The sequence below is a fragment of the Sphingomonas trueperi genome (genome assembly GCF_040545665.1).
GTDB classification, from domain to species: domain Bacteria; phylum Pseudomonadota; class Alphaproteobacteria; order Sphingomonadales; family Sphingomonadaceae; genus Sphingomonas; species Sphingomonas trueperi_B.
The window spans coordinates 785,926-809,881 of sequence record NZ_JBEPMH010000001.1 but is presented as its reverse complement, the minus strand read 5'-3'; the positions used below and the strand labels follow the sequence as shown (position 1 = coordinate 809,881).

The window sequence follows — 23,956 nt, the reverse complement described above, 5'->3', positions numbered from 1 at the left end:
GGTAGCGCGGAACCGGGGCGGTTGAACACCCCCGGTCCGGCTGCCGGGTCAGAAATCGACGACGAGCGCCGCCCGGCTGGTGGTGTCGGTGGTCAGGCGGCCCAGCGGCGGCGCGCTTTCATATTGCACCGTATAGCTGAACTGCGCCGAAAGCGGCCCGATCAGCTTGGCGAGCAGCGCCGACTTGGTCGCGACGGTGCTGTTGTCCTTCTCGACATATGCCGAGGCCTGCTGGGTAACCGTCATGCCGCGCGAAAGGCGCCACGAGAAATCTAGCGACCCGCGCGCGGCGATGTTGTTCTCGGCCGGTGCGCCGATGAAGCGGGTGTAGCGATAGGCCGGGCCGAGTTCGACATCGAGTTTGATCGCAGACGACTTGATCGCGCTGTAGCCGGCACCGGCCGAGAGCGAGACGCGGTCGCCGAAGCCCGAAAAGCGATCGCTTTCATATTGCGCGGCGCCGTACATATAGGCACGGCTGTCAAACTTCCAGTTGGGCTCATAGGCGGCGAGATAGCGTTCGCGCGTGGTAAGGCCCAGGCTCTCCTGGTAATCGGCCTGGACGCGCACCTTGTGGCGCCACTCGATGCCTTCGCGCTTCACCTCGGCGGCGGCGGTGACGCCGATATTCTCCGAATTTCCGGTCTGTACGTAGCCGCCGAGTTCGACATGGCCCTTCACCAGCTGAAGGAAGTGCGCCTCGCGCAGCGCCTGCTGGGCCACTTCGCGGCGGCTCGAGCGCCACTCGCCGGCGATCTTCGCGACCAGCGGGGCGCTCGCCGGATCGGCGGTCTTGGCGTATTTGACGATGACGGCAACGTCTGCCTCGTTGCCCGAGCTCATCGCCGCATCGAGCATCGCCTTGATCGTCGGCGGGATCGGCGGATCCTCGGCGTTCGCGAGCATAAGTGGAAAGGCGAGGAGAAGGGCACGCATCACGCATTCGTCCTAGCCATGATTTCGCGGCGCAAAAAGGGCAGGCGGTCGCATCTGTACCACGCATGGGCTCAGGCGCGGCCGTGCGGACAGGTTGCGGCGCGGCAACGAGGCGCAGACGGTGGCACCCATGGAAAAGCAGGCAGTGGTGTTCGGGGCTTCGGGCGGAATCGGCGGCGCGATCGTGACGCAGCTCGCCGCCGACCCCTCGATTGCGCGGATTTATGCGGGTAGCCGCCACCCTGGCGCATCGGCAGACGCGAAGCTGGTGCCGTTCGCCTTCGATCTGACGGACGAGGCGAGCATCGCCGCCGCGGCAGCCGGGGTAGAGGGGGCGCTCGACCTGGTGTTCGTGGCGACGGGCATGTTGCACCGCCCCGGCGGCCCTTCGCCGGAAAAGGCGCTGCGGGCGCTGGACGGCGCGGCGATGGCCGAGCTGTTCGCGGTCAACACCATCGGACCGGCGCTGATCGCCAAGCATTTCGCGCCGCTGCTGCCGCGCGACCGCCGCGGGGTGTTCGCGGCACTGTCGGCGCGGGTCGGGTCGATCGCCGACAACCGGCTGGGTGGCTGGCACAGCTATCGCGCGTCCAAGGCGGCGCTCAACATGCTGCTGGTCAACCTCGCCATCGAGCTGCGGCGGACGCATCCGCAGGCGATCGTCGCGGCGCTCCACCCGGGGACGGTGGATACCGGACTTTCGACACCGTTCCAGCGCGGCGTGGTGCCGGAAAAGCTTTTTGATCCAGATCGAAGCGCAGGCTATCTCCTGGATGTTCTCAACACGCTCACGGCCGAGGATTCCGGCGGGCTGTTTGCCTGGGACGGCGCCCGCATTCCCTACTGAGCGAGCCGCCGCGCCACCAACCCGCGCAGCGCTACGTGTGCCTTGAGCCGGGCAGCGAGCAGCGCCATGCCGCTGATCTTGCGCTGGACGAACAGCGTGTCGGCGGGCGGCACGTGCCATACCGCGCGATCCTCGACCATCTGCATGCCTTCGCCGCGTACCGCCTGGAGGAAGCTGCGGTCGCCGAAGTCGAAGTCGTCGGCACGGTCGGTCTGTTCGAGGATCAGGCCAATCATGCGGTCGATGACGGCAGGATGGCGCTCCAGCGCGGCTGCACTGAAAAAGCCCAGCGCCAATGCGGCATCGCGTACGGCACGACGATCGCTGTTCAGTCCTGTTTGCAAAAGGTTGCGATATCCATCGGTAATGGCATCTGAAACCGGCATGGCGGCGCCGAAGTCGAGCAGCACCAGCCGCCCGGTTTCGGGCTGGTAGCGGTAGTTGGCGAAATTGGGATCGGTCTGGATGAAGGCGAAGGTGAATAGCTCCTGCAGCACCAGGTCGATCAGCGCGGTGGTGATGCGGTTGCGTTCGTCCTGGTCGGCGGCTTCGAGGGTTTCGATCGGCTTGGCGGCGATATAATCCATCGCCAGCACGTTGGTGGTCGAGAACTCCGGCATCGGGCGGGGTACGAGGTAACGATCGTCGCCGGCGAGATGGTCGGCATAGCGCGTCATCATCGCCGCCTCGCGGACATAATCCGCCTCGTCGTGGAGCTGGCGCTTGGCCTCGCCGAGCAGCGGCGCGACGTCGAGCCCCTTGGGCAGCAGGCCGGAGAGGCGGAGCAGGGTCGCGACATTGTCGACATCGGCGTCGATGCTCTCGCGCACGCCGGGATATTGCACCTTGATCGCCAGCATCCGCCCATCGGGCAACCGCGCGCGATGGACCTGGCCGATCGAGGCGGCGGCCATCGGATGCGCCTCGAACAGCGCGAAGCGGCGGCGCCAGTCGGCGCCCCATTCCTTGGCCAGCACCTGCTCGAGCTGGGCGGGGGGCATGTGATGGGCGCGGTCGCGCAGGCGAGCGAGGATCTGGGTGAGCTCGTCGGGCAGCACGTCGCCGGCGTCGAGCGAGATCATCTGCCCGAGCTTCATCGCCGCGCCGCGCAGCTGGGCCAGTTGCTCGGTGGCGCGGGCGACGTTGCCGGGGGTGAGGACGAGGTCGCGCAGCTGCGGGCGTTCGCCGGCGACCAGCCGCTTGGCACCCTCGGCAAGGACGTTGCCGGCAACCCCACCGGCCAGCCGGCCCATCACCCCGAAGCGGGCGAGCCGGCCTCGGGGAACCGCGCGCGAGCGGCCGTCATATCCACTATCATCCGCCATGCCGTTCCCTTTCGCGCATCCAGCGCTGGAGTGTGGGTCGAACGCGCAGGAAGGCGCGATAGAGCCGTTCGAGGAGCCAGGTCGCACCCGGCACCAGTGCCAGCAACCCCAGCGGCCGCAATAGCGGGATCGCGCGCCACATCGCTGCGAAGGCGGCTGCGCCGCTGTAGAAACGCCCTTGCGCGTCGCTGACATGGAAGCGGGCGAGCAGATCGCCGCGGTCGAGCGGGCAACTGCTGGTGTCGTCGCTGACGTCGACGAAGCGCAGCCGCCCGCGGTGATCGAGCCGACGCATCAGCGCGATCTCGCGGAGGCAGAGTGGGCAGCCGCCATCGTACCAGACGGTGAGCGGCTCAGCCATTCCATCGGATCCCGGCGGGCACCAGCGCATCGAGGAAGCGCGCGGCGTCCTCGGCGATCTCGGCCTTGCGCTCCTCGGTCATGCGATCGAAATTGCGGACGATCGGGCCCATCCGCTGGTTGCGCGCGAAGCGGTCGCGGTGGCGGGCGATGAAGTCCCAGTAGAGATAGTTGAACGGGCAGGCGTCGGGACCCGCCTTCAGCTTCACCTTGTAGCGGCAGCCCGCGCAGTAATCGGACATGCGATCGATATAGGCGCCGCTGGCCGCATAGGGCTTGGAGCCCATGATCCCGCCATCGGCGAACAGCGCCATGCCGATGGTGTTGGGCATCTCCACCCATTCATAGGCATCGGCATAGACCGCCATGTACCAGACATGGACCAGGTACGGGTCGATGCCCGCGAGCAGCGCGAAATTGCCGGTGACCATCAGTCGCTGGATATGGTGCGCATAGGCATGGGCGCGGGTCCGCTCGACCGCATCGCGGACGCAGGCCATGTCGGTCTCGGCGGTCCAGTAGAAGTCGGGGAGCGGGCGGTGGGCTTCCAGCGCGTTGGCATCGGCATAGCGCGGCATGTGCAGCCAGTAGATCCCGCGGACATATTCGCGCCAGCCGAGGATTTGGCGGATGAACCCTTCGGCCGAGTTGATCGGCACGCGGCCGGCGCGCCATTCGGCCTCGGCGCGGCGGCAGAGGTCGAGCGGGTCGAGCAGGCCGATGTTCATGTAGAGCGCGAGGTGCGCGTGGAACAGCACCGGTTCGCCGCGCCGCATCGCGTCCTGATAGTCGCCGAAGCGGGGCAGGGCGTGGGCGAGGAAATGGTCGCGCGCCTTCTCGGCATCGGCGCGGGTGACGGCGAGCGCGAAGGGCTGCAGGTCGCCGAAATTGTCGGGGAAGCGGCGCTCGACCAGCGCCAGCACCTCGCGGGTGATCGCATCGGGCTCGAAGGCGGGGAGCGTCGGCGGCGTGGTGCCCGGTGGCGGGGTGCCGCGATTGTCATGGTCGTAATTCCATTCGCCGCCGGCGGGCTTGTCGCCGTCCATCAGCAGGCGCGTGCGGCGGCGCATGTCGCGGTAGAAATATTCCATCCGCAATTGGCGGCGGCCCTGCGCCCAGGCGCGGAAGCCCGCGGGATCGATCAGGAAGCGGGCGTCTGGGAGCAGGGTGAGGCCCGGTGCCGCCGCCAGCGCCTGGCGGAGGCGCCATTCGCCCGGCTCGGTGCAGAGGATTTCCCCGACATCGAGGTCTTCGCGAGCACGCTCGATCTCGCCGACGAGGCTGCCGCGGTTTTCGGGATCGTCGAGCCGGGTGTAGCGGACCTGCCAGCCCTCGGCGCGGAGTTCCTCGGTGAAGTGCCGCATCGCCGAGAAGACGAAGGCGAGCTTCTTCTTGTGGTGCGGTACATAGCGCGCCTCTTCGGCGACTTCCGCCATGAGCACCACGTCCTCGGCCGGATCGGCGTCGGCGAGCGAGGATAGGCCAGCGCTGAGCTGGTCGCCGAGGATGAGGATCAGGCGGGCCATGCACGGTCATGTGGGGCAGGGGCCGCCTGCGAGCGCGATGTCTTTTCGGACAGGTTGAGCGCTGGCGGCGCCCGGGCGATCCCGATGCAATGGAAAACCACGCCTCGCTCGCCCCCGCCGCGCGGATGCTCGGCTATGCCGGGCTGCTGCCGCTGATCGGCTGCGCGGCCGGTCTGGTGCTGCTGCCGATGCACCGTGTGCTCCTGCTCGACGCCGGCTTTGGCTATGCCGCGCTGATCTTCAGCTTCCTCGGCGGGCTCTGGTGGGGACAGGGCATCGCGCGCGGGAAGGCGTCCCCTGCGCTGTTCACCATCGCAGTGCTGCCGTCGCTGATCGCCTGGGGGCTGATGCTGCTCCGGCTGCTCGGCTGGACGACGGAAGCGGCGCTGCTCGTGCTGGGCGCGGCGATCCTGCTCTCGCCGATCGTCGATCTGGCGCTGGCCCGCAAGCAGCAGAGCGTCAACGGCTGGATCGCGCTGCGCCTCCAGCTTTCCACCGGGCTCGGCGCCCTGACGCTGGCGCTGGCGCTCCTCTGATCAGGCCGCGGCCGCCGCGCTGCCGATCATCGTGCCCAGCCGGTGGCCGGAGAGCCAGGCCAGCTCGACCCGCGGGCCCTGCAGCCAGTCGCCGCAGGCGCCCAGCTGCAGCGATCCGTTCCACAGCGCGCCCTTGTCGATCCCCGGCGTCATCGCGAAGCGCCAGCGATGCGCGGCGAGGTAGCGGACTGCGGGCACCGCGCCCTGGGCATGGGCAAGCAGCGCGTCGAGCAGCGCCTGCGCCACGGTGTCGGCGGCGTCTTCGAGATGCTGGGTCGACCAGGAGCCATGCCCCTGCACCACCCAGGTCTCCCCGTCGTGGCGCCCAGGCTTGGCGCCGTCGCGCGCGGCCCAGCCGATGATCCCGTGCTGGCGGATGCTGTCGGCCGCGATCGGCACGCGTCCCTCGAACGCAATCATTGCCGTCCAGCAGGGCTGCGAGCGTGCGGCCATCGCATCGGCGGCCATCATCAGGTCGTGCGTGCCGAGGATCGCCGCGGCCTGCTCGGCGGGCAGCGCGACGATCGCCGCGTCGAAGGGCCCGTGCTGCTGCTCCTGCAGCCGAACATGCCAGCCCTGTGGGTTCCGAGTCAGCCCGACGACATGATGGCCGAAATGCACCTGATGCGCCGACGCCATGTGGCGCACCGGCGCGTTCATCGTCGGCGTGCCCACCCAGGCATCCGGGCCGGCCTCGTCCCACGGGCTGGCCACGCCCTGCGCCTGCCAATCCTGCACCAGACGCCGGAAGCGCTCGTCACGGACGGTGAAATATTGCGCGCCGTGGTCGAACTGGAGCGTCTCGCCGTCGACGTCGACCCGCCGGGTGGACATGCGCCCGCCGGGCCCGCGCCCCTTGTCGAACAGGGTCACCCGGTGCCCGGCGGCACGCAGCTGATCGGCACAGGCGAGGCCGGCGATGCCGGCGCCGAGGATGACCACGTCCATCGTCGCGGTCCCGCTCAATAGCCCATCAGCGACATCAGTTCGGCCCGGCTGCTGCGATCCTCGAGGAAGCAGCCCAGCATCCGGCTGGTGACCATGCCGACGCCGTGGGTCTTCACCCCGCGCCCGGTCATGCAGCCATGCTGCGCCTCGATCACCACCGCAACGCCGGCGGGCTTGAGGTGCTCCCAGATCGACTGCGCGATCTCGGCGGTCAGCCGCTCCTGGATCTGCAGACGGCGGGCATAGCCGTGGAGCACGCGGGCGAGCTTCGAGATGCCGACCACCCGGTCTTTGGGCATATAGGCGATCGATGCCTTGCCGATGATCGGCGCGAGGTGGTGCTCGCAATGCGACTGGAAGGGGATGTCCTTCAGCAGCACGATCTCGTCATAGCCCGCCACCTCCTCGAAGGTGCGGGCGAGGTGCATGCCGGGATCCTCGTCATAGCCGGCGCAATATTCGCGCCAGGCCTTGGCATGGCGCATCGGCGTATCGCGCAGCCCTTCGCGCTCGGGATCCTCACCGACCCAGCGCAGCAGGGTGCGAACCGCTTCCTGCACTTCCTCCGGGACCATTTCCTGCGCAGGTTCGTTGTCGGCCCGTTCTATGTCGTTGCAGAAGAAGTTCATCGGGCCTACCTTTCGTTTCACCGGCAGCATTTGCGTGGCACGCCGGCATCGAGTGTCCTCCACATGAGGAACCCGGGGGAAACCGGGAACATGGACAAAAGGGTATGCAAGTGCGCGACCCCAAAAGGATGCGGAAAGCCGACCAATGCCACTGACCGACATGATCGCCGGAAGCGCCGTCGCCGCGGTGCTCAGCAACCCGAGACTCCCCGACAATCCCATCATCGACTGCAACGACGCCTTCGTCACGCTGACCGGCTATCAACGCGACGAGATCCTCGGCCGCAACTGCCGCTTCCTCGCCGGTGACAAGACCGAGCCCTGGCTCAGCGAGGCGCTGAGCGCGGGCGTGCGCGAGAAGCGGCCGGTGATGGTGGAGATCCTCAACTACAAGAAGGACGGCACCCCGTTCCGCAACGCGCTGCTGGTGGCGCCGATCTTCGGCGAGGACGGCGAGCTCGAATATTTCCTCGGCTCGCAGATGGAAGTCGAGGGGCCGAAGGAAGGCACCGCCCACCGTGCCACGATCGCGCGGGACAAGATCGGCGCGCTGTCGCCGCGCCAGCGTTCGGTGCTGATCGCGATGGCGGCGGGCAAGCTCAACAAGCAGATCGCCTACGACCTCGGCCTGACCGAACGGACGATCAAGATGCACCGCGCGGCGATGTTCCGCGCGCTGGGCGTGCGCACCGCGGCGGATGCGGTGCGGATGGCGATCGAAGCCGGCTATTGAGCCACGAAAAAGGGGCGCCCCCGAAGGGGCGCCCCTGATGGGTTCGGCCGGTACGGCTTATTGCGCGTTGGCGGCCGGCATTTCGGCACCGTTGTCGGGCGCGGCGTTGCCGATCATCGCCTCGGCCTCGGCATTTGCACGATCCTCGGCGTCGTTCTGGTAGATCATCGCATTGGCCTCGGGCGCGACGTTCGCGCCGTCGGACAGATTGCCTTCGCCGCCGCCGCATGCCGCAAGCGGCGTCAGCAGGGCTGCCGCGGCCATCAGGCGAAGCTTGGTCATCCGGTTGCTCCTACGTCCAATTCCGTTGCGCAGCCGAAAGGAGCTGCGCGTCAGCCCGCTGCATGGGGCACGGCGAGCAACGCGTCAAACGCAAATATGTCGCATCGCCGTGACTTTGCCATGTTTCCGCCCGAATTCGGGACGCCCCGTCACTCGCCCTTTTCGGAGGGGACGGCGGCAATATCTTCCGGTGCGTTCGCCGCGATCGCCAGCATCGATGCCCAGGCCGCGACGTTCTGGCGCAGCTGCGCCGGATCGATCTTGTCGAGCGTGTCGTCGGGCGTGTGGTGCAGGTCGAAATAGCGCAGCCCGTCCTGGTTGAGCCCGATCGTGCCGACGCCGAGCGCGAGGATCGGCTCGACATCGGTGCCGCCATGCGCGGTGCCGCGGCCGCGCTCGATGCCCAGCGGATAGAGCGCGGTTTCCAGCCGGTCGCCGATCGCCTTGGCGCCCTCGGGCAGGTTGGTCTCGAACTTCCAGACGCGGTCGGCGCCGAAATCGGATTCCATCGCCAGCACATGGCGTTCCTTGGCATGCGCCTTGGCATAGGCCGCGCCGCCGAAGCCGCCGACTTCCTCGGCGCCGAACCAGACGACGCGGATCGTCCGGCGCGGCTGGCCGAGCTTGGCGGCCTGGAGCGCCGCCGCGGTGGTGATCGCCACGCCCGAGGCATCGTCGATCGCGCCGGTGCCGAGGTCCCAGCTGTCGAGATGGCCGCCGACGACGATGATGCCCGCGCCGGGATCGCTACCGGGGATGTCGGCGATGACGTTGCCGGACTCGGCCTCGCCCTTGAACTGCGGCGTCACGCTCAGCCGCAGCTTGACCGGGCCGCGCTTGACGAGGCGCACCAGCTGCTCGGCATCGGGCACGGAGAGCGCGGCGGCGGCGATCGGCGAGACGCCCTTCGCCCAGGTGGTGACGCCGGTATGCGGGTTGCGGTGATGATCGGTGCCGATCGAGCGGATCAGCACCGCGGCGGCACCCTTGGTCGCGGCGATGCTCGGGCCGGCGCGGCGGACGGCGCCGTAATAGCCGTACTGCGAGCCGTCCTGCGTCGGCACCATCGCGTGGTCGATAAAGGCGATCTTGCCCTTGAGGCTTCCCGCGGGGGCGGCCTGGAGATCGGCGAGCGAGGCGAAATAGACGACCTCCGCCTCCAGCGGCTGCGCGCCGGTCGAGCCCGAATAGCCGAGCGCCGCGATCGTCAGCTTCTGCGCCGATCCGCCGAGCACTTCGGCCGTCTCCGCGCCGCGGACCCAGACGGGCATGCGATAGGTCTCGATGTGGACGTTCTGGAAGCCCAGCGCGGTCAGCTTCTTGACGCCCCAGGTGCGGGCGCGGGCCTCTGCCTCGGTCGCGGCAAGACGCTGGCCGATCTCGGTCGTCAGCCCTTCCACCACGTCCCAGGCGACATCGTCCTTCAGCGCGGCATCGCGTACACTCGCCACCTGGGCGGCGGTCTGCGCGAGAGCGGGAAAGGGAAGGGCGAGCGCGGCAGCGGCCGCGAGCAGGAGGCGCTTGGTCATGCTGCGGATGCTAACCAGCGGTGGAACGATTGCAATGGGGGATGAGGTGATTGAGAGCAGAAGCTGCGAAGAGCGCTAAGCCCCTCCCCTTCAGGGGAGGGGTTGGGGTGGGGTAGTGTCTAACAGAGACCAAACCAGCGTTCTGGAATCCCTCCACCCCAACCCCTCCTCCGAGGAGGAGGGGCTTGAGCGTGTGGTCACCCCCGCGTTGCCAAGCCGCGCCCGCATCGCTACATGCCACGCGTCTTTCCAGCATCCAGAATTCTCGCAACGGAGATCCGCCACCGTGGCTGCGCAGTACGCCTTCGTCATGAAGGACATGACCAAAACCTTCCCCGGCGCCCCCAAGCCGGTGCTCAACAACATCAACCTGCAATTCTACCAGGGCGCCAAGATCGGCATCGTCGGTCCGAACGGTGCCGGCAAGTCGACGCTCATGAAGATCATGGCCGGCATCGACAAGGATTTCGCCGGCGAGGCATGGCCGGGCGAGAACATCACCGTCGGCTATCTGCCGCAGGAGCCGCAGCTCGACCCGACCAAGAACGTCCTCGAGAACGTCAAGGACGGCGCGCGTGAAGTGGCGGACATGGTCGATCGCTTCAACGCCATTTCGGCGGAGATGGGCGATCCCAAGGACGACACCGATTTCGACGCGCTGATGGAGGAGATGGGCGATCTCCAGGCCAAGATCGACGCGGTCGACGGCTGGAGCCTCGACAACCAGCTCGAAATCGCGATGGAAGCGCTGCGCTGCCCGCCGTCGGACTGGCCGGTCGAGAACCTCTCGGGCGGTGAAAAGCGCCGCATCGCGCTGACTCGCCTGCTGATCCAGAAGCCGTCGATCCTGCTGCTCGACGAGCCGACCAACCACCTCGACGCCGAAAGCGTCAACTGGCTGGAAAATCACCTCAAGGAATATGCCGGCGCGGTGCTGATGATCACCCACGACCGCTATTTCCTCGACAATGTCGTCGAATGGATCCTCGAGATCGATCGCGGCAAGTATTTCCCGTACGAAGGCAACTACTCGACCTATCTCGAGAAGAAGGCCAAGCGCCTCGAGCAGGAAGACCGCGAGGCCACCGGCCGCCAGAAGGCGATCAAGGACGAGCTCGAGTGGATCCGGCAGGGCGCCAAGGCCCGCCAGACCAAGTCGAAGGCGCGTATCGCCAAGTTCGAGCAGCTGGTCGCCAGCCAGGAAAACCGCACGCCGGGCAAGGCCCAGATCGTCATCCAGGTGCCCGAGCGCCTGGGCGGCAAGGTGATCGAGGCCAAGAACATCTCCAAGGCGTATGGCGACAAGCTGCTGTTCGAGAACCTCTCGTTCATGCTGCCGCCGGGCGGCATCGTCGGCGTGATCGGGCCGAACGGCGCGGGCAAGTCGACGCTGTTCAAGCTGCTCACCGGCCAGGAAACGCCCGACACCGGCGAGATCGACATCGGTTCGACGGTGCGTCTCGGCTATGTCGACCAGAGCCGCGATCACCTCGACGACAGCAAGAACGTCTGGCAGGAAATCTCCGACGGTCTCGATTACATGAAGATCAACGGCCACGACCAGTCGACCCGCGCCTATGTCGGCGCGTTCAACTTCAAGGGCGCGGACCAGCAGAAGATCGTCGGCAAGCTTTCGGGTGGTGAGCGCAACCGCGTCAACATCGCCAAGATGCTCAAGCGCGGCGGCAACGTGCTGCTGCTCGACGAGCCGACCAACGACCTCGACGTGGAAACGCTGGGCGCGCTGGAAGAGGCGATCGAGAATTTCGCGGGCTGCGCCGTGGTGATCAGCCACGATCGCTTCTTCCTCGATCGTCTCGCCACCCACATCCTCGCCTTCGAGGGCAATAGCCATGTCGAATGGTTCGAGGGCAACTTCGAAGCCTATGAGGAAGACAAGCGTCGTCGCCTGGGCGACGCCGCCGATCGTCCGACCGCGCTGGCCTACAAGAAGCTGACGCGCTGAGCCGCGCTACCGCTGAAAAGAAAGGGCCGCTTCGCCAGGTGCGAAGCGGCCCTTTTCGTTTGTCCTCGGTGGTGGGATCAGGCGGTGAAGCGCTTGGTGAAGCCCTTGTGCGCCTTGTCCTCCGGCACCGCCTCGCTGTCGACATGCTCGACCCGCGCCATGGGCGGACCTTCGCGGCAGGCCTCGACGAAGAGGCCGAGCGCGGTATCTTCGCCCGCGGCGAGCACCTCGACCCGCCCGTCGCGCAGATTGCGCACCCAACCGGTCAGCCCGCCGCGCTGCGCGGTGCGGACCACCCAGTCGCGATAGCCGACTCCCTGTACCCGTCCCGAAACCAGGATTCGCTGCTGCGCCATACGCTCCCTTTGTACACGCCCGTGATGTTGGGCCTCAATTACCTGTAGCAGTCTGGGACAGATGGGAAGCGGGGCAGGCGAACGGTCCGCCGCAAACCCGGCAGACCCCGGCGCGTCACGGATAGGTGATCGCCATCACTTCATATTCGCGCTCGCCCGCGGGCAGCGTCACGCGGCGCAGATCGCCGATCCGCGCACCGCGCAGCGCCCGGGCGAGCGGTGCGTTCCAGCCGACCAGCCCCTTGGCGGCATCGGCCTCGTCGTCGCCGACCAGCGTGAGCGTGCGGTGGTTGTCGTCCTCGTCCGCGATGGTGACGCAGGCGCCGAAGAACACGCCGCTGCGGTCCTCCTGCCGGCTGGGGTCGACCACCTTGGCCGCCTTCATCCGCCGGGCGAGGAAGCCCAGCCGGCGATCAATCTCGCGCAGCCGCTTGCGGCCATAGATGTAATCGCCGTTTTCCGAACGATCGCCATTGCCCGCTGCCCAGGAGATGGTCTCGACCAGCTTGGGGCGTTCCTGCCCGAACAGCTGGTCATACTCGGCCTTGAGCGCGGCATAGCCGGCGGGCGTGATATAGTTGGGGCGATCGCTCATGATCGGCCCGCGCTATCAGCCCGGCCGGCTCTTGCCCAGATACCAGCTGAGGTTCGCGTTCCCCTTGCTGCGCGCATAGGAAGGATTCATCAGGTCGTAGACCACGGCATTTTCGAGCACGCGCTGGACGTAATTCTTGGTCTCGAAGATCGGAATCTGCTCGATCCAGCGCACCATGTCGCCGCCGGGCAGGCGCGGGTCGCCATAGGCGTTGAGCCACTTGTTCACATTGCCCGGCCCGGCGTTGTACGCCGCCACCGCCAGCGGGTAGCAGCCGCCATAGTAGTTCAGCATGCGCTGGAAATAGCTGGAGCCGAGCTCAATATTGTAATCGGTATCGGCGTTGAGCGCGCCGGGGTCGTAGCTCCTGCCGATCTTGAGCGAGGTCTCGCGCGCGGTACCGGGCATCAGCTGCATCAGCCCGCGTGCGCCGGCACGGCTGACCGCGTCGCGGTTGAACTGGCTTTCCTGGCGGGCGATCGCGTGGATGATCGTCCAGTAATCGCGCTGCCCCTCGGGCACCTTCACCGAGGGGTAGCCGGCGGCGCTATAGTCCGACAGGCCGTTCTGCAGCGCGCTGCGCCCGACCATCACGCCCAGATCGGGCCGTCCGAGGGTGCGGCTGAGATCGGCGGCGAGGAGGTGGTCGTCCTCGGTCGTCGCGTCCTCGGCGATCTTGCGGAGGAACAGGCTCTGGTCGCTGCGATTGCCCATCTGGCCGAGCAGCTGGGCGGCGCGGACCAGCTCACTGCGATAAAAGGCATCGCGGGCCCCCGGGGACGCAGTCTTGCCGGTGAGATCGCGCGGGCCCCGCAGCGGCTGGCCGAGCCGTTCGACCGCAAGCTGTCCGTAGAACAGGTCCGGGAAGCCACCGGCGCTCGCATAATAGGTGCGCGCGCTGGTCGCATTGCCTGCCGCCTCGGCAGCGCGCCCGGCCCAATACAGGCCCTTGGACTGCGTGCCCGGCGTCTTCGACCCATGACCGTAGCGGGCGAACATGCCCACGGCATCGCTCGGGCGGCCGAGATTGTAGAGCGCCACCGTGCCGGCGAGCCAGGTGAGGCTGGTATAATCGTCGCGCACCCCGAGCGAGAGTTCGCTGACGTCGGTGCCGGAGGGGAAGGCGTCGTCGACCTGCGAGGCGATGCGATAGGCGAGGTCGTACTGCCCGTCCGCCAGCGCGCCCCGCGCGGCCGCGAGCAGCACTTCGTACCATTTCTCCGGATCGCCGGGGAAGCCGGCCATGCGGCGCGGCTGGGCGAGGTAGGAGCGCATCAGCTGGGTCTGGCCGGTTTGCCCCAGCCAGCGCGCGCGATCGGCGATATAGCCATGGTCGGCGCCGCCGCGCGCCTCCGCGAGGCTCGCCTTGGTCGCCGCATCATAGGCGTTGGTGCGATAGGCGATCCGCGCGTCGAACACCGGGCGCAGCTCGGGCGAGGTATAGACCAGCTGTCGCGTCGCGATGCTCGTCGCGCCCTGCCAGAGCAGCATGTCCTCGCGCGCGTCATGGTCCGCAGGCCGGAGTGCGGTGCCGAACGAGGCGAGCAGCTTGCTCTCGTCTACGGTGCGCAGGATGCCGGCGCGCCAGGCACGGCGGGCCTGGTCCTCCGCCTCGGCGCGGCGGCCGGTGGCGGCGAGCGCCTCGGCATAGCGCAGCCGGCCGGCCGGGGTGATCGGCGGGAAGCGGGTAAAGAAGCGAACGGCGAGGTCCGGCATGGTCGCGCCGCTGTCGAGGATCGTCTCGGCGGCCGCGCGCCGGCTCTTCTCGCCGGGCCAGCCGGGATGGGCGAGCAGGAAATTGGCATAGTCGGAAAAGGCGTAATTGTCCGATTGCTGCAGTCGCTTCCATTCGACCAGCGCCGTGTTCACCGGATCATATTGCGCCTGCGCCTGCGGCACGAAGCCGCCCGCCAGGGCCGCCAGCATCGCAGGGGTCACCTGCGAGGAGGCCGCCAGTCCCGAAACACCGGCGAACACCAACGCGCCTTTGAGTACCGTACCGACCATCTGGACATGATAGGAGATCCGCCCGTATCTGCCACCCCGTTTCTACCGAAAAAAGAGGATGATTCCGCGCGATGTTTTCTGGATCGATCCCTGCGCTCGTCACGCCGTTCCGCAACGGCGCGTTCGCGGAGGAGGATTTCCGCGCGCTCGTTGAATGGCAGATTACCGAAGGCTCGTCGGCGCTGGTGCCCTGCGGCACCACCGGCGAGGCCGCGACCATGCCCAAAGACGAGCATTTCCACATCGTGCGGGTCTGTGCCGATCAGGCGAAAGGCCGGGTGAAGATCCTCGCCGGGGCCGGTTCCAATGACACCAAGGTGGCGATCGACAACGTCCATGCCGCCAGGGATGCAGGGGCCCACGCCGCGCTGATGGTACCGCCCTATTACAATCGCCCGAGCCAGGAAGGCATCTTCCGTCACTTCGCCGCGGTGGCCGAGGCGACCGACCTGCCGATCGTGCTGTACAACGTGCCCGGCCGCACCGTGACCGACATCCAGCCCGCCACCATGGCGCGGATCGTTAAGGCGTTTCCGGAGACGTTCGTCGGCGTGAAGGACGCGACCGGGAGCCTCAGCCGCGTCTCCGAACAGCGCGCGGGCTGCGGCACCGGCTTCGTCCAGCTCTCGGGCAATGACGAGACCGCGCTGGCGTTCAATGCGATGGGCGGGGTGGGCTGCGTCTCCGTGACGGCCAATGTCGCGCCCAAGCTGTGCGCAGAGTTCCACGCCGCCTGGGCGGCGGGCGACAATGCCAAGGCGCTCGAACTCCACGACAGGCTCTATCCGCTCCACATCGCGATGTTCACCGATGCCTCGCCGGGTCCGGTGAAGTACGCGATGGGCCGGGTGCGCCCGGGCTTCCCGCAGGAACTTCGCCTGCCGATGACCGAAGCGGGCGAAGCGAGCCGCAAGGCGGTCGACGCCGCGCTGGAATTCGCCGGGCTTCTCTGACCTTCGGCCCGGAGCGCCAACAAACGGCTGGCGCTCCGGGCTGCGCGTCCCTACATCCCGCGGTCTTATGGCCCGTCCGCGTCCCGCTACCTTCGACAAAGTGAAGACCGTCGCCGAGAACCGGCGCGCCCGCTTCGACTATTTCATCGAACAGACCTATGAAGCCGGCCTGGTGCTGACCGGGACCGAGGTGAAGTCGCTGCGCTTCGGCGAGGGCTCGATCGCCGAAGCCTATGCCGAGGTGAAGGACGAGGCGGTGTGGCTGGTCAACGCCAACATCCCCGAGTTCAGCCACGGCAATCGCTTCAACCACGAGGCGAAGCGGCCGCGTAAATTGCTCCTTCACGAGCGCGAGATAAACAAGCTGCACGGCGCCGTCGCCCGCGAGGGCATGACGCTGGTCCCGCTGTCGGTCTATTTCAACGGCAAGGGACGGGCGAAGGTCGAGCTGGCGCTGGCGAAGGGCAAGAAGACGCATGACAAGCGCGAGACCATCAAGGAACGCGACTGGAAGCGCGAACAGTCGCGCATCCTCCGCGACCGCGGCTGAGATGGCCGCGCCGGGCCGCCTGCGTCGCCTGGCGGACAAGGCGATCCCCAGCCGGGAATCGATCGAGACCAATCGCTGGCTGAAGCCGGTCGCGAGCCGGGTGATGCACAGCTCGCTGTGGCGCTTTACCCGCCGCTCGGTACCGCGTGGCGTCGCGCTTGGCATGGTCACCGGCATTCTCGTGCCGATGGGGCAGATCCCGGCCTCGGCGTTCCTTGCGCTGCCGCTGCGTGCCAATATTCCGGCGGCGGCGGCCACCACGTTCTTCACCAATCCGTTGACGACGCCGCCGCTATGGCTCGCTGCCTACTGGGTCGGCAGCACGATCCTCGGCCCCGGTTCGGCCGTGACGGCGGCCGCCGGCCCGACCTGGCTCGACTGGCTGTTGCAGGATATCGGTCCCGCCATTCTGGTGGGGCTGCTGACGCTCACCGCCGCGCTGGCGCTGCTGGGGTATGTCGGCAGCGCGTTGCTCTGGCGCTGGTGGATCGCCGGGAAATGGCGGCGGCGACAACGTGCGCGGGCTGCCGCAGCCGCGATCGACTGACCGCGGCTGCCGCCGCTTTCGCTACACCGCTTCGGGTGTGATCACCTGCGCTGTCCCGAACACGCTCTGGCCCTGCTCCACGGCCGTCGGGAAGGGCAGGTCTGTGGCCTTGATCCCGAAGAAGGGGAAATAGCCCCAGACATGGACGTTGCCGACCACCTTCAGCAGCGTGAAGGGATCGATGACCTCGCCGGTCGGGAGGGAATAGGAGCTGAAAGTCCCGGTATCCTTGTCGAAATAGCTGATGGGGAAGCTCGCAGGCAGCCAGGTGCGTCCGGGCAGCACGGCGGCGTTGGCGCCGTTGCCGTCGGTCTGCGCACGCGCGGCGAAGTGGTGCACGACGTCGCACAGGCCTGGGCCGATCGTCACCGTCAGCGACTGCAGCGTCTGCGCCAGCGGCCTGAAATCGAAGAAATAGAAGGGATCGGCGCTGTCCGGCGTCGTTGCGTAGATGGCAGTCCAGGCGTGCGGAACGAGATCCTTGTCGTTGGCGATGGGGACATTGAGCGCTGACACCTGGTTGCCGGTATTGATGCCCGCGATCGGCGCCGCCGGGAAGGCCGCGCCCCAGGCATCGGCGAACACCGCGTTGCCGGGCGTCGGTCCGGCGGTCGGCAGGATGTTGACCGCGCCGCCCTGGCTCGTCCACGTCCAGCCCTCGATCATCGACAGGACCTGCAACGGCAACGCGGCGGACAACGCGCCGCCCAAACTGTGACCGGCGAAGATGATCCGCGGCGTGCCGGTGCCGCTCGGGACCAGCGTCTGCAGATAGGCGATCAGCGACGCCTTGTTGCCGTCCTGATCGATCAGGTTTTCGAGCAGATGGTGGAGCCCCCGCGCCGTGCCCAGCGAGACCTGCGATCGGGTTGCATCGGCCTTGTGACCCACCGGCGGGATCGCCGGGTCGGCGAGCGGGAAATCGACCATGTCGTTGGGGCCGACGGGGAAATCCTCCTTGAGCCAATCATAGGCGTCGTTGGGATCGGTGCCGGCGATCGCCACGACATAGAGGTCCTGCGAGGCGCTGTGGAGGACGGCCATCGCATTGTCGGCGCGGGCATCCTGCCGGCTTTGGTAGACCGCCGGTCCCCAGGCGACCTTCCAGTCCTGTCCGATCAATTGGTCGCCGATCTTGTCGAGCAGCCCGCTGACCGTGAAGGTTTGGGTGCCGTTGCTCCAGTTGCCGCCTTGATCGAGCGCGAGATCGAGAAAGGCGGCGATCTGCGGCGCGGTGCCGGTGACCTGCGCGCCCGCGTTCACGAAATAGGAAAAGAGAAATGTCGTCTGCGTAAGGTCGTACATGGTCCCTGTCCCAGCTATAGTTGGCGGCGCGGCGGACGCGCGGCGAGGCCGCAAGGATAGAGGGGCGCCGAGCAGCCGGTGCACATCGGAACGCTCCGTTCCCGATGCGATAGATCAAACTGTCGCGCGCGACCGCGGCAATGCTGCACCTGCGTCGCTCGTAACATCAGCGTGACACGGCGATTCAAACGCGCCCGTGCTGCAGCGCCGTTTGTTTCGATCTCGATATAGTTCCGGGCGCTCGGCTGACGTTCTGCGGCCGCGCACCCGCTTGATCGTGCCAAGGCGCGCCGGGCGCTTCGCGCGGACGAATGGGCGCTTGACGCTGGCGCGGGGACGGAACATCGGTGCACCATGGCTAGTCTGCCCGACGCCGAATTGCCGAAGCCGTCGCTGCTGCTGCCGATCGTGGCGGTGGTGGTGACCGGTGTTGCAGCGGCGGGCATCATCCTCACCAGCCTCAACGATCGCGTGATCGCGATGGGTTTTCTCGCCGCAGCGCTGCTGGCCGCCGGGGTGATGCTGGCGTTGGGGCGGCTGTTCCGCTCGCCGACGACCAGCATCGAACGCTATACCGATTGGGCGATCGCCCATGCGCTCGCCTCGGCCAGCGACGACGCGCTGGCGGTGACCGATCGCAGCGGCCGGATGGTGTGCGCCAACCCGCGGTACGAGGCATTGTTCGGCGGCTGGCCGACCCCGCCCAACCTGCCGATCGGCGACGAGGGCGAGCGGGCGCTTGGTGCCTGCGCGCGCGCCGCCTGGCGCGACGGCGAGAGCCGCTGCAGCGACATCCAGGTGTTCGGCGCGCAGGTGGCGGTGCGGGTGGTCCGCGTCGGCGACGAATCGCTGGTGTGGCGGTTCATCGGCATCCACGCGCTCGACCTGGCGGTGCAGGTGCAGGGTCTGCTCGCGGGACCGACCGGCGATCGGCTGGGTGGGGCAGGCGTGATGGTGGTGCTGGTGGCGCCCGATGGCCGCATCCGCTCGGCCAACCGCGTCTTCCGTCATCGCGCGCTCGGCAGCGCCGATGCCGTCGCCGACGGCCGCGACTTTGCCGGGCTGCTGATCACGGATTCGATCGGGCAGGTGCGGTTCCAGCGCGAAGGCATGGAAGGCACGCCGCTGCGCGTCCTCCAGATCCCGTTCCTCGAAGGCGACGAGGCGCCGCTGCTCGTCGCGCTGCTCGACGAGGAGCCGACCGCGATCGCCAGCCCCGCGTTGGCCGGCAGCGCGTCCGCGCATGTCCATTCGCTGATCTCGCTGCTGCCCACCGGTCTCGCGCTGATCGACCGCGACGGTCGCTTCCTGACGATGAACGAGGCGTTCGTCCGCACCGCGCGGGTGAACCCCGCCGCGCCGCCGCTCTATCCGGGCGACCTGGTGGTGCGCGAGGACAAGGCGACGCTGGCGGATGCCGTCCGCCGCTTCGCCGGCGGCGCGCCGCAATCGCTGGAGATCACCGTCCGGCTGAAGGATGCCTCGGAAGAGCCGGTGGCGATCACCATCGCCGGCGCGCGGGGGCTGGGCGATGCGGCGGTGCTGCTGAGCCTGCGGGACTCGGGCGAGGAGGGCAAGCTCAAGCGCCAGATCGCGCAGGCGACCAAGATGCAGGCGGTGGGCCAGCTCGCCGGGGGCGTGGCGCACGATTTCAACAACATTCTCACCGCGATCATCGGCCATTGCGACCTGATGCTGATGCGCCATTCGCCCGGCGACAGCGACTATGACGACATTCAGCAGATCCGCGCCAACTCGAACCGTGCCGCGAGCCTGACCCGCCAGCTGCTCGCCTTCTCCCGCCAGCAGACGCTGCGGCCGCAGGTGCTGCAGCTGCCGGACATCATCTCCGAGGTTTCCAACCTGCTCAAGCGGCTGCTCGGCGAGACGGTGTCGCTCGACGTCAAGCATGGCCGCAACCTGGGGCCGGTGCGCGCCGATCCAGGGCAGCTCGAACAGGTGGTGGTCAACCTCGCGGTCAACGCCCGCGATTCGATGCTCAGCAAGAACCCGAGCGGCGGGGGCTCGCTGACGATCGAGACGCTGGCGGTCTCCTCCGCCGATGTCCGGCGGATGGACGACGATGTGCTGCCGATCGGCGACTATACCGCGCTGCGCATCTCGGACACCGGCACGGGCATTCCGCCCGAGATTCTCCCCAAGATCTGGGAGCCCTTCTTCACCACCAAGGAAGTGGGCAAAGGCACCGGGCTCGGCCTGTCGACCGTCTATGGCATCATCAAGCAGTCGGGCGGCTATATCTTCGCCGAAAACAATCCCGGCGGCGGCGCGGCCTTCACGATCTACCTGCCGGTGCACACCGCGCCCGAGGCGGCGGTGGCCAAGCTGCCGGTGGTCAAGGAAAAGCCGGCCGATCTATGGGGCACCGGCACCATCCTCGTCGTCGAGGACGAGGACATGGTCCGCGCGATCGCCGAGCGCGCGCTGACCCGGCAAGGCTATTCGGTGGTCACCGCCGAAAATGGCGAAGTCGCGCTTGAAACGATCGAGACCATGGAGAAACCGGACCTGCTGGTTTCCGACGTGGTGATGCCGGTGATGGATGGACCCAGCATGGCGCGCAAGGTCCGCGAGCGCTGGCCCGACCTGCCGATCCTGTTCATGTCCGGCTATGCCGAGGAACAATTGCGCCGTTCGATCGATCTCGACAATGTCGCCTTTCTCCCGAAACCCTTTTCCGTGCAACAACTTGCAGAAGCGGTTCAGGAGATCTTGGTGGTCAAATAAGTGCTTGGCACGAAACAACTTTTCCTGCAAAGGGGGTAGCATGCAGGGTCCGCGTAACATTCTCATCGTCGAAGACGAGCCGTTGATCGCCATGATGCTCGAGGATTTCCTCGATGCACTGGACCGCGTGCCGGCGGGCACGGCGGACAATGTCGCGGAGGCGCTCGACCGGATCGGAGCCGGCGGCATCGATGCGGCGATCCTTGACGTGAACCTGCGGGGCGGCGAGCAGAGCTGGCCGATCGCCGACAAGCTGGCCGAACTGGGCATCCCCTTCGTGCTTGCCACCGGCGGCGCCGACGACAGCATCGCCCAATCGCATCGCGACCGGCCGGTGCTCTCCAAGCCGTTCACGCTGGACCGCGTCGACAAGGTGCTCAGCAACCTCAGCTGAGCCGACGCCCAAGGGTTGTGCGCAGGGCAGGGGCGACGCTAAAGCCCCTGCATCATGACCGAACTCCCCAAGACCTTCGACCCCGCCGACATCGAATCCCGCTGGTACGCCCATTGGGAAGACGAAGGCCTGTTCCGCCCCGAGCGCGAGGGCGCCGAGCCCTGGACGATCGTCAACCCGCCGCCCAACGTGACGGGCAGCCTGCACATCGGCCACGCGCTCGACAACACGCTGCAGGACATCCTCGTTCGCCACGCGCGGCTGAAGGGCAAGGATGCGCGCTGGGTGGTCGGCACCGACCATGCCGGCATTGCGACGCAGATGGTGGTCGAGCGCCAGCTCAACGCCGCCGGGCAGAAGCGCACCGACTTCACCCGCGAGGCGTTCGTCGACAAGGTGTGGGAATGGAAGGCGGAGAGCGGCGGGCAGATCACCCGCCAGCTGCGCCGGCTCGGCTGCTCGATGGACTGGGCCAACGAGCGCTTCACCATGGACGAGGGCTTCTCCAAGGCCGTCCTCAAGGTGTTCGTCGAGCTGCATCGCCAAGGCCTGCTCTATCGTGACAAGCGGCTGGTGAACTGGGATCCGGGCCTCGGGACCGCGATCTCCGACCTAGAGGTCGAGACCAAGGAAGTCCGCGGCAATTTCTGGCACCTGCGCTATCCGCTGGCGGACGGTTCGGGCTTCATCCAGGTCGCGACGACGCGGCCCGAGACGATGCTCGCCGACATGGCCGTCGCCGTGCACCCAGAGGACGAACGCTACAAGGCGCTGATCGGCAAGCAGGTCAAGCTGCCGATCACCGGTCGCCTGATCCCGATCGTCGGCGACGAGCATGCCGATCCGGCGCTGGGTTCGGGCGCGGTGAAGATCACGCCGGGCCATGATTTCAACGACTTTGAAGTGGGTGTTCGCGCCGGGATCAAGGCCGGCGAGATGCTCAACATGCTCGATGCCAAGGCGGCGATCTGCCAGACGCAGGACGGGCTGGTGCCCGCCGAGTTGATCGGGCTCGATCGCTTCGAGGCGCGCGAGGCGATCGTCGCGCGGCTGAAGGACGAGGGCTTCCTGGTGCCCTTTGTCGACAAGGAAGGCGCCGAGCATGACGCCGAGCCGCGCACCATCCAGACGCCCTATGGCGACCGCTCGGGCCAGGTGATCGAGCCCTGGCTGACCGATCAATGGTATGTCGACGCCGCGACGCTCGCCAAGCCGGCGATCGAGGCGGTGCGCTCGGGCGCGACCAAGATCGTGCCGAAGAGCTGGGAAAAGACGTATTTTAACTGGATGGAGAACATCCAGCCCTGGTGCGTCAGCCGCCAGCTCTGGTGGGGCCACCGCATCCCGGCGTGGTTCGATGCCGACGGCAAGGCCTATGTCGCCGAGACAGAGGAAGAGGCGCAGGCGCAGGCCGGGGAGGGCGTTGCGCTCACCCGCGATTCCGACGTGCTGGACACCTGGTTCTCCTCCGCACTGTGGCCGTTCGCGACGCTCGGCTGGCCCGAGAACACCGATCCCACGCTCGGCGGGCGCTATTCGAACGACGTGCTCATCTCTGGCTTCGACATCCTGTTCTTCTGGGATGCGCGGATGATGATGCAGGGCTTGCACTTCATGAAGGAAGTGCCGTTCAAGACCCTGTATCTGCACGGTCTCGTTCGCGCTGCGGACGGCCAGAAGATGTCCAAGTCCAAGGGCAACACGGTCGATCCGCTGGGGATGATCGACAAGTATGGCGCCGATGCGCTGCGCTTCTTCATGGCGGCGATGGAAAGCCAGGGCCGCGACATCAAGATGGATGAGAAGCGGCTCGAGGGCTATCGCAACTTTGCGACCAAGCTTTGGAACGCCGCGCGTTTCTGCCAGGCGAATGGGATCGCGGCCAGCAAGCATCTTGAGGCGCCGACTGCGGAGCTGGCGGTAAACCGCTGGATCATCGCGGAAACCATCGCGACGGTGCAGGCGCTGGACCTCGCGCTGGCCGACCTGCGCTTCGACGAGGCGGCGAACAGCATCTACCAGTTCGTCTGGAGCCGCTTCTGCGACTGGTATCTCGAGCTGATCAAGCCGGTGCTGCAGGGCGAGGGCGTCGACGCCGCGCACGCGGACGAGACTCGCTCGGTTGCAGGCTGGGCGCTCGACCAGATCCTCGTGATGCTCCACCCGTTCATGCCCTTCATCACCGAGGAGCTGTGGTCGAAGATGGGCCCGCGCGAGCATGACCTGATCGTGGCCAAGTGGCCGATGGCGGATGCCCGCGCGCTGGATCCGAAGGCGGCGCAGGAGATCGACTGGCTGATCCGGTTGGTGAGCGAGATCCGCGCGGCGCGGACCGAGCTCAACGTGCCACCGGGCGCGCGCCTTGCGCTGCACGTCCGCGATGCTTCGGCGGATACGGTTGCCCGGCTCGCGCGGCAGGACGCTGCGTTGGCGCGGCTCGGGCGCGTCGACCAGGCGCAGGGCGATGCGCCCGCGGGCGGGGCGCTGCAGCTGGTGGTGGACGAGGCGACCTTCGTGATGCCGCTGGGCGACGTGGTCGACCTGGAGGCCGAGCGTGCCCGCTTGACCAAGGCGATCGCCGCGGCCGAGAAGGAGCGCGACGGGCTTGCCGGGCGGCTTGGCAACCCGAGCTTCGTCGAGCGGGCCAAGCCCGAGGCGGTCGAGAAGGCGCGGGCGGACCATGCCGAGAAGGCGGCCGAAGCCGAGCGGCTTTCGGCAGCTCTGGCGCGGTTGGGGTGATCTAGCCCGACTCACCCTCACCCTTCCGCCGCTTCGCGGCTCCCTCCCTCTCCCGCAGGCGGGAGAGGGATTGCAGCTCAACTCCCTCTCCCGCCTGCGGGAGAGGGAAGGGGCCCGCCGCCGAAGGCGGTGGGAAGGGTGAGGG

Annotated in this window: 22 protein-coding genes; 10 read left to right on the top strand and 12 right to left on the bottom strand. The window is 67.5% G+C overall.

Features of this window, described 5'->3' with window-relative positions; translation table 11 throughout:
• Positions 1-48: 48 nt before the first annotated feature.
• Complete coding sequence (locus ABIC65_RS03695; RefSeq protein ID WP_354306828.1) at positions 49-936, bottom strand: DUF481 domain-containing protein; 888 nt, start codon at positions 934-936, stop codon at positions 49-51.
• Between the two features lie 130 nt (positions 937-1,066).
• On the opposite strand from ABIC65_RS03695, the gene ABIC65_RS03690 reads away from it, so the two are divergent.
• Positions 1,067-1,783 carry an SDR family NAD(P)-dependent oxidoreductase gene (locus ABIC65_RS03690; RefSeq protein ID WP_354306826.1) on the top strand — a complete coding sequence of 239 codons (717 nt, stop codon included), beginning with the start codon at positions 1,067-1,069 and terminating at the stop codon, positions 1,781-1,783.
• Here the strand turns inward: ABIC65_RS03690 and ABIC65_RS03685 are convergent.
• From ABIC65_RS03685 to ABIC65_RS03675, 3 genes are read right to left on the bottom strand one after another with little or no spacing between them, the layout of a single operon-like run.
• Positions 1,777-3,108: an ABC1 kinase family protein gene (locus ABIC65_RS03685; protein WP_354306824.1), complete on the bottom strand. Its 1,332-nt coding sequence runs from the start codon at positions 3,106-3,108 to the stop codon at positions 1,777-1,779. The two genes, ABIC65_RS03690 and ABIC65_RS03685, sit on opposite strands and share 7 nt — an antisense overlap.
• Positions 3,098-3,469, bottom strand: coding sequence for a thiol-disulfide oxidoreductase DCC family protein (locus ABIC65_RS03680; RefSeq protein WP_354306822.1), 372 nt, complete (start codon positions 3,467-3,469; stop codon positions 3,098-3,100). The genes ABIC65_RS03685 and ABIC65_RS03680 overlap by 11 nt, the downstream gene beginning before the upstream one ends.
• Positions 3,462-4,994 (bottom strand): cryptochrome/photolyase family protein, encoded by a 1,533-nt coding sequence (locus ABIC65_RS03675; RefSeq protein ID WP_354306821.1) that lies wholly within the window; start codon positions 4,992-4,994, stop codon positions 3,462-3,464. Before ABIC65_RS03675 ends, ABIC65_RS03680 begins: the two co-directional genes overlap by 8 nt.
• A gap of 89 nt (positions 4,995-5,083) precedes the next feature.
• Between ABIC65_RS03675 and ABIC65_RS03670 the strand changes: the two genes are divergently transcribed.
• Positions 5,084-5,530: a DUF3429 domain-containing protein gene (locus tag ABIC65_RS03670; protein WP_354306819.1), complete on the top strand. Its 447-nt coding sequence runs from the start codon at positions 5,084-5,086 to the stop codon at positions 5,528-5,530.
• Here the strand turns inward: ABIC65_RS03670 and ABIC65_RS03665 are convergent, their stop codons facing one another.
• On the bottom strand, positions 5,531-6,478 hold the full coding sequence (locus ABIC65_RS03665) for an NAD(P)/FAD-dependent oxidoreductase (protein ID WP_354306817.1): 948 nt from the start codon (positions 6,476-6,478) through the stop codon (positions 5,531-5,533).
• A 14-nt stretch (positions 6,479-6,492) separates the two neighbouring features.
• The gene (folE, locus tag ABIC65_RS03660; RefSeq protein ID WP_354306815.1) at positions 6,493-7,107 is read right to left on the bottom strand and encodes a GTP cyclohydrolase I FolE; all 615 of its coding nucleotides are present in this window, start codon (positions 7,105-7,107) and stop codon (positions 6,493-6,495) included.
• Positions 7,108-7,252: 145 nt separating this feature from the next.
• On the opposite strand from folE, the gene ABIC65_RS03655 reads away from it, so the two are divergent.
• Positions 7,253-7,840 (top strand): PAS domain-containing protein, encoded by a 588-nt coding sequence (locus tag ABIC65_RS03655; protein ID WP_354306814.1) that lies wholly within the window; start codon positions 7,253-7,255, stop codon positions 7,838-7,840.
• Positions 7,841-7,897: 57 nt separating this feature from the next.
• Here the strand turns inward: ABIC65_RS03655 and ABIC65_RS03650 are convergent, their stop codons facing one another.
• Complete coding sequence (locus ABIC65_RS03650; protein ID WP_354306813.1) at positions 7,898-8,122, bottom strand: hypothetical protein; 225 nt, start codon at positions 8,120-8,122, stop codon at positions 7,898-7,900.
• A 149-nt stretch (positions 8,123-8,271) separates the two neighbouring features.
• Positions 8,272-9,651 carry a M20/M25/M40 family metallo-hydrolase gene (locus ABIC65_RS03645; protein WP_354306812.1) on the bottom strand — a complete coding sequence of 460 codons (1,380 nt, stop codon included), beginning with the start codon at positions 9,649-9,651 and terminating at the stop codon, positions 8,272-8,274.
• Positions 9,652-9,937: 286 nt separating this feature from the next.
• Here ABIC65_RS03645 and ettA point away from each other — a divergent pair, with 286 nt between their 5' ends.
• Positions 9,938-11,617, top strand: coding sequence for an energy-dependent translational throttle protein EttA (ettA, locus tag ABIC65_RS03640; protein ID WP_354306810.1), 1,680 nt, complete (start codon positions 9,938-9,940; stop codon positions 11,615-11,617).
• A 77-nt stretch (positions 11,618-11,694) separates the two neighbouring features.
• On the opposite strand, the gene ABIC65_RS03635 is transcribed toward ettA, so the two are convergent.
• The 3 genes from ABIC65_RS03635 to ABIC65_RS03625 all read right to left on the bottom strand — a co-directional run bounded on the left by ABIC65_RS03635 (position 11,695) and on the right by ABIC65_RS03625 (position 14,575).
• Positions 11,695-11,973, bottom strand: a complete 279-nt coding sequence (locus ABIC65_RS03635) for an acylphosphatase (RefSeq protein WP_354306809.1) — start codon at positions 11,971-11,973, stop codon at positions 11,695-11,697.
• Between the two features lie 115 nt (positions 11,974-12,088).
• On the bottom strand, positions 12,089-12,568 hold the full coding sequence (gene greB / locus ABIC65_RS03630) for a transcription elongation factor GreB (protein WP_354306807.1): 480 nt from the start codon (positions 12,566-12,568) through the stop codon (positions 12,089-12,091).
• Between the two features lie 15 nt (positions 12,569-12,583).
• Positions 12,584-14,575, bottom strand: a complete 1,992-nt coding sequence (locus ABIC65_RS03625; protein WP_354306806.1) for a lytic transglycosylase domain-containing protein — start codon at positions 14,573-14,575, stop codon at positions 12,584-12,586.
• A gap of 71 nt (positions 14,576-14,646) precedes the next feature.
• Between ABIC65_RS03625 and dapA the strand changes: the two genes are divergently transcribed.
• The 3 genes from dapA to ABIC65_RS03610 all read left to right on the top strand — a co-directional run bounded on the left by dapA (position 14,647) and on the right by ABIC65_RS03610 (position 16,625).
• A complete protein-coding gene (gene dapA / locus ABIC65_RS03620) occupies positions 14,647-15,528 on the top strand; it encodes a 4-hydroxy-tetrahydrodipicolinate synthase (protein ID WP_354306804.1) in 882 nt (293 codons plus the stop codon).
• A 67-nt stretch (positions 15,529-15,595) separates the two neighbouring features.
• Complete coding sequence (gene smpB, locus ABIC65_RS03615) at positions 15,596-16,078, top strand: SsrA-binding protein SmpB (RefSeq protein ID WP_010545579.1); 483 nt, start codon at positions 15,596-15,598, stop codon at positions 16,076-16,078.
• A gap of 1 nt (position 16,079) precedes the next feature.
• Positions 16,080-16,625 carry a DUF2062 domain-containing protein gene (locus tag ABIC65_RS03610; protein ID WP_354306802.1) on the top strand — a complete coding sequence of 182 codons (546 nt, stop codon included), beginning with the start codon at positions 16,080-16,082 and terminating at the stop codon, positions 16,623-16,625.
• A gap of 21 nt (positions 16,626-16,646) precedes the next feature.
• Here the strand turns inward: ABIC65_RS03610 and ABIC65_RS03605 are convergent, their stop codons facing one another.
• Positions 16,647-17,930: a lipase family protein gene (locus tag ABIC65_RS03605; protein ID WP_354306800.1), complete on the bottom strand. Its 1,284-nt coding sequence runs from the start codon at positions 17,928-17,930 to the stop codon at positions 16,647-16,649.
• Between the two features lie 354 nt (positions 17,931-18,284).
• Here ABIC65_RS03605 and ABIC65_RS03600 point away from each other — a divergent pair, with 354 nt between their 5' ends.
• From ABIC65_RS03600 to ABIC65_RS03590, 3 genes are read left to right on the top strand one after another with little or no spacing between them, the layout of a single operon-like run.
• Positions 18,285-20,678, top strand: a complete 2,394-nt coding sequence (locus ABIC65_RS03600) for a hybrid sensor histidine kinase/response regulator (RefSeq protein ID WP_354306798.1) — start codon at positions 18,285-18,287, stop codon at positions 20,676-20,678.
• Positions 20,679-20,718: 40 nt separating this feature from the next.
• Positions 20,719-21,072 carry a response regulator gene (locus ABIC65_RS03595; RefSeq protein ID WP_125974444.1) on the top strand — a complete coding sequence of 118 codons (354 nt, stop codon included), beginning with the start codon at positions 20,719-20,721 and terminating at the stop codon, positions 21,070-21,072.
• A 54-nt stretch (positions 21,073-21,126) separates the two neighbouring features.
• Entirely contained in the window at positions 21,127-23,811 is a 2,685-nt protein-coding gene (locus ABIC65_RS03590) for a valine--tRNA ligase (RefSeq protein WP_354306797.1), read from the top strand.
• The last annotated feature ends 145 nt before the right edge of the window (positions 23,812-23,956 follow it).

Bases quoted from the DNA above. Each gene is read 5' to 3' on its own strand.
- ABIC65_RS03695 (WP_354306828.1), bottom strand. From the start codon at position 936: ATGCGTGCCCTTCTCCTCGCCTTTCCACTTATGCTCGCGAACGCCGAG.
- ABIC65_RS03690 (WP_354306826.1), top strand. From the start codon at position 1,067: ATGGAAAAGCAGGCAGTGGTGTTCGGGGCTTCGGGCGGAATCGGCGGC.
- ABIC65_RS03685 (WP_354306824.1), bottom strand. From the start codon at position 3,108: ATGGCGGATGATAGTGGATATGACGGCCGCTCGCGCGCGGTTCCCCGA.
- ABIC65_RS03680 (WP_354306822.1), bottom strand. From the start codon at position 3,469: ATGGCTGAGCCGCTCACCGTCTGGTACGATGGCGGCTGCCCACTCTGC.
- ABIC65_RS03675 (WP_354306821.1), bottom strand. From the start codon at position 4,994: ATGGCCCGCCTGATCCTCATCCTCGGCGACCAGCTCAGCGCTGGCCTA.
- ABIC65_RS03670 (WP_354306819.1), top strand. From the start codon at position 5,084: ATGGAAAACCACGCCTCGCTCGCCCCCGCCGCGCGGATGCTCGGCTAT.
- ABIC65_RS03665 (WP_354306817.1), bottom strand. From the start codon at position 6,478: ATGGACGTGGTCATCCTCGGCGCCGGCATCGCCGGCCTCGCCTGTGCC.
- folE (WP_354306815.1), bottom strand. From the start codon at position 7,107: ATGAACTTCTTCTGCAACGACATAGAACGGGCCGACAACGAACCTGCG.
- ABIC65_RS03655 (WP_354306814.1), top strand. From the start codon at position 7,253: ATGCCACTGACCGACATGATCGCCGGAAGCGCCGTCGCCGCGGTGCTC.
- ABIC65_RS03650 (WP_354306813.1), bottom strand. From the start codon at position 8,122: ATGACCAAGCTTCGCCTGATGGCCGCGGCAGCCCTGCTGACGCCGCTT.
- ABIC65_RS03645 (WP_354306812.1), bottom strand. From the start codon at position 9,651: ATGACCAAGCGCCTCCTGCTCGCGGCCGCTGCCGCGCTCGCCCTTCCC.
- ABIC65_RS03635 (WP_354306809.1), bottom strand. From the start codon at position 11,973: ATGGCGCAGCAGCGAATCCTGGTTTCGGGACGGGTACAGGGAGTCGGC.
- greB (WP_354306807.1), bottom strand. From the start codon at position 12,568: ATGAGCGATCGCCCCAACTATATCACGCCCGCCGGCTATGCCGCGCTC.
- ABIC65_RS03625 (WP_354306806.1), bottom strand. From the start codon at position 14,575: ATGGTCGGTACGGTACTCAAAGGCGCGTTGGTGTTCGCCGGTGTTTCG.
- dapA (WP_354306804.1), top strand. From the start codon at position 14,647: ATGTTTTCTGGATCGATCCCTGCGCTCGTCACGCCGTTCCGCAACGGC.
- smpB (WP_010545579.1), top strand. From the start codon at position 15,596: ATGGCCCGTCCGCGTCCCGCTACCTTCGACAAAGTGAAGACCGTCGCC.
- ABIC65_RS03610 (WP_354306802.1), top strand. From the start codon at position 16,080: ATGGCCGCGCCGGGCCGCCTGCGTCGCCTGGCGGACAAGGCGATCCCC.
- ABIC65_RS03605 (WP_354306800.1), bottom strand. From the start codon at position 17,930: ATGTACGACCTTACGCAGACGACATTTCTCTTTTCCTATTTCGTGAAC.
- ABIC65_RS03600 (WP_354306798.1), top strand. From the start codon at position 18,285: ATGGCTAGTCTGCCCGACGCCGAATTGCCGAAGCCGTCGCTGCTGCTG.
- ABIC65_RS03595 (WP_125974444.1), top strand. From the start codon at position 20,719: ATGCAGGGTCCGCGTAACATTCTCATCGTCGAAGACGAGCCGTTGATC.
- ABIC65_RS03590 (WP_354306797.1), top strand. From the start codon at position 21,127: ATGACCGAACTCCCCAAGACCTTCGACCCCGCCGACATCGAATCCCGC.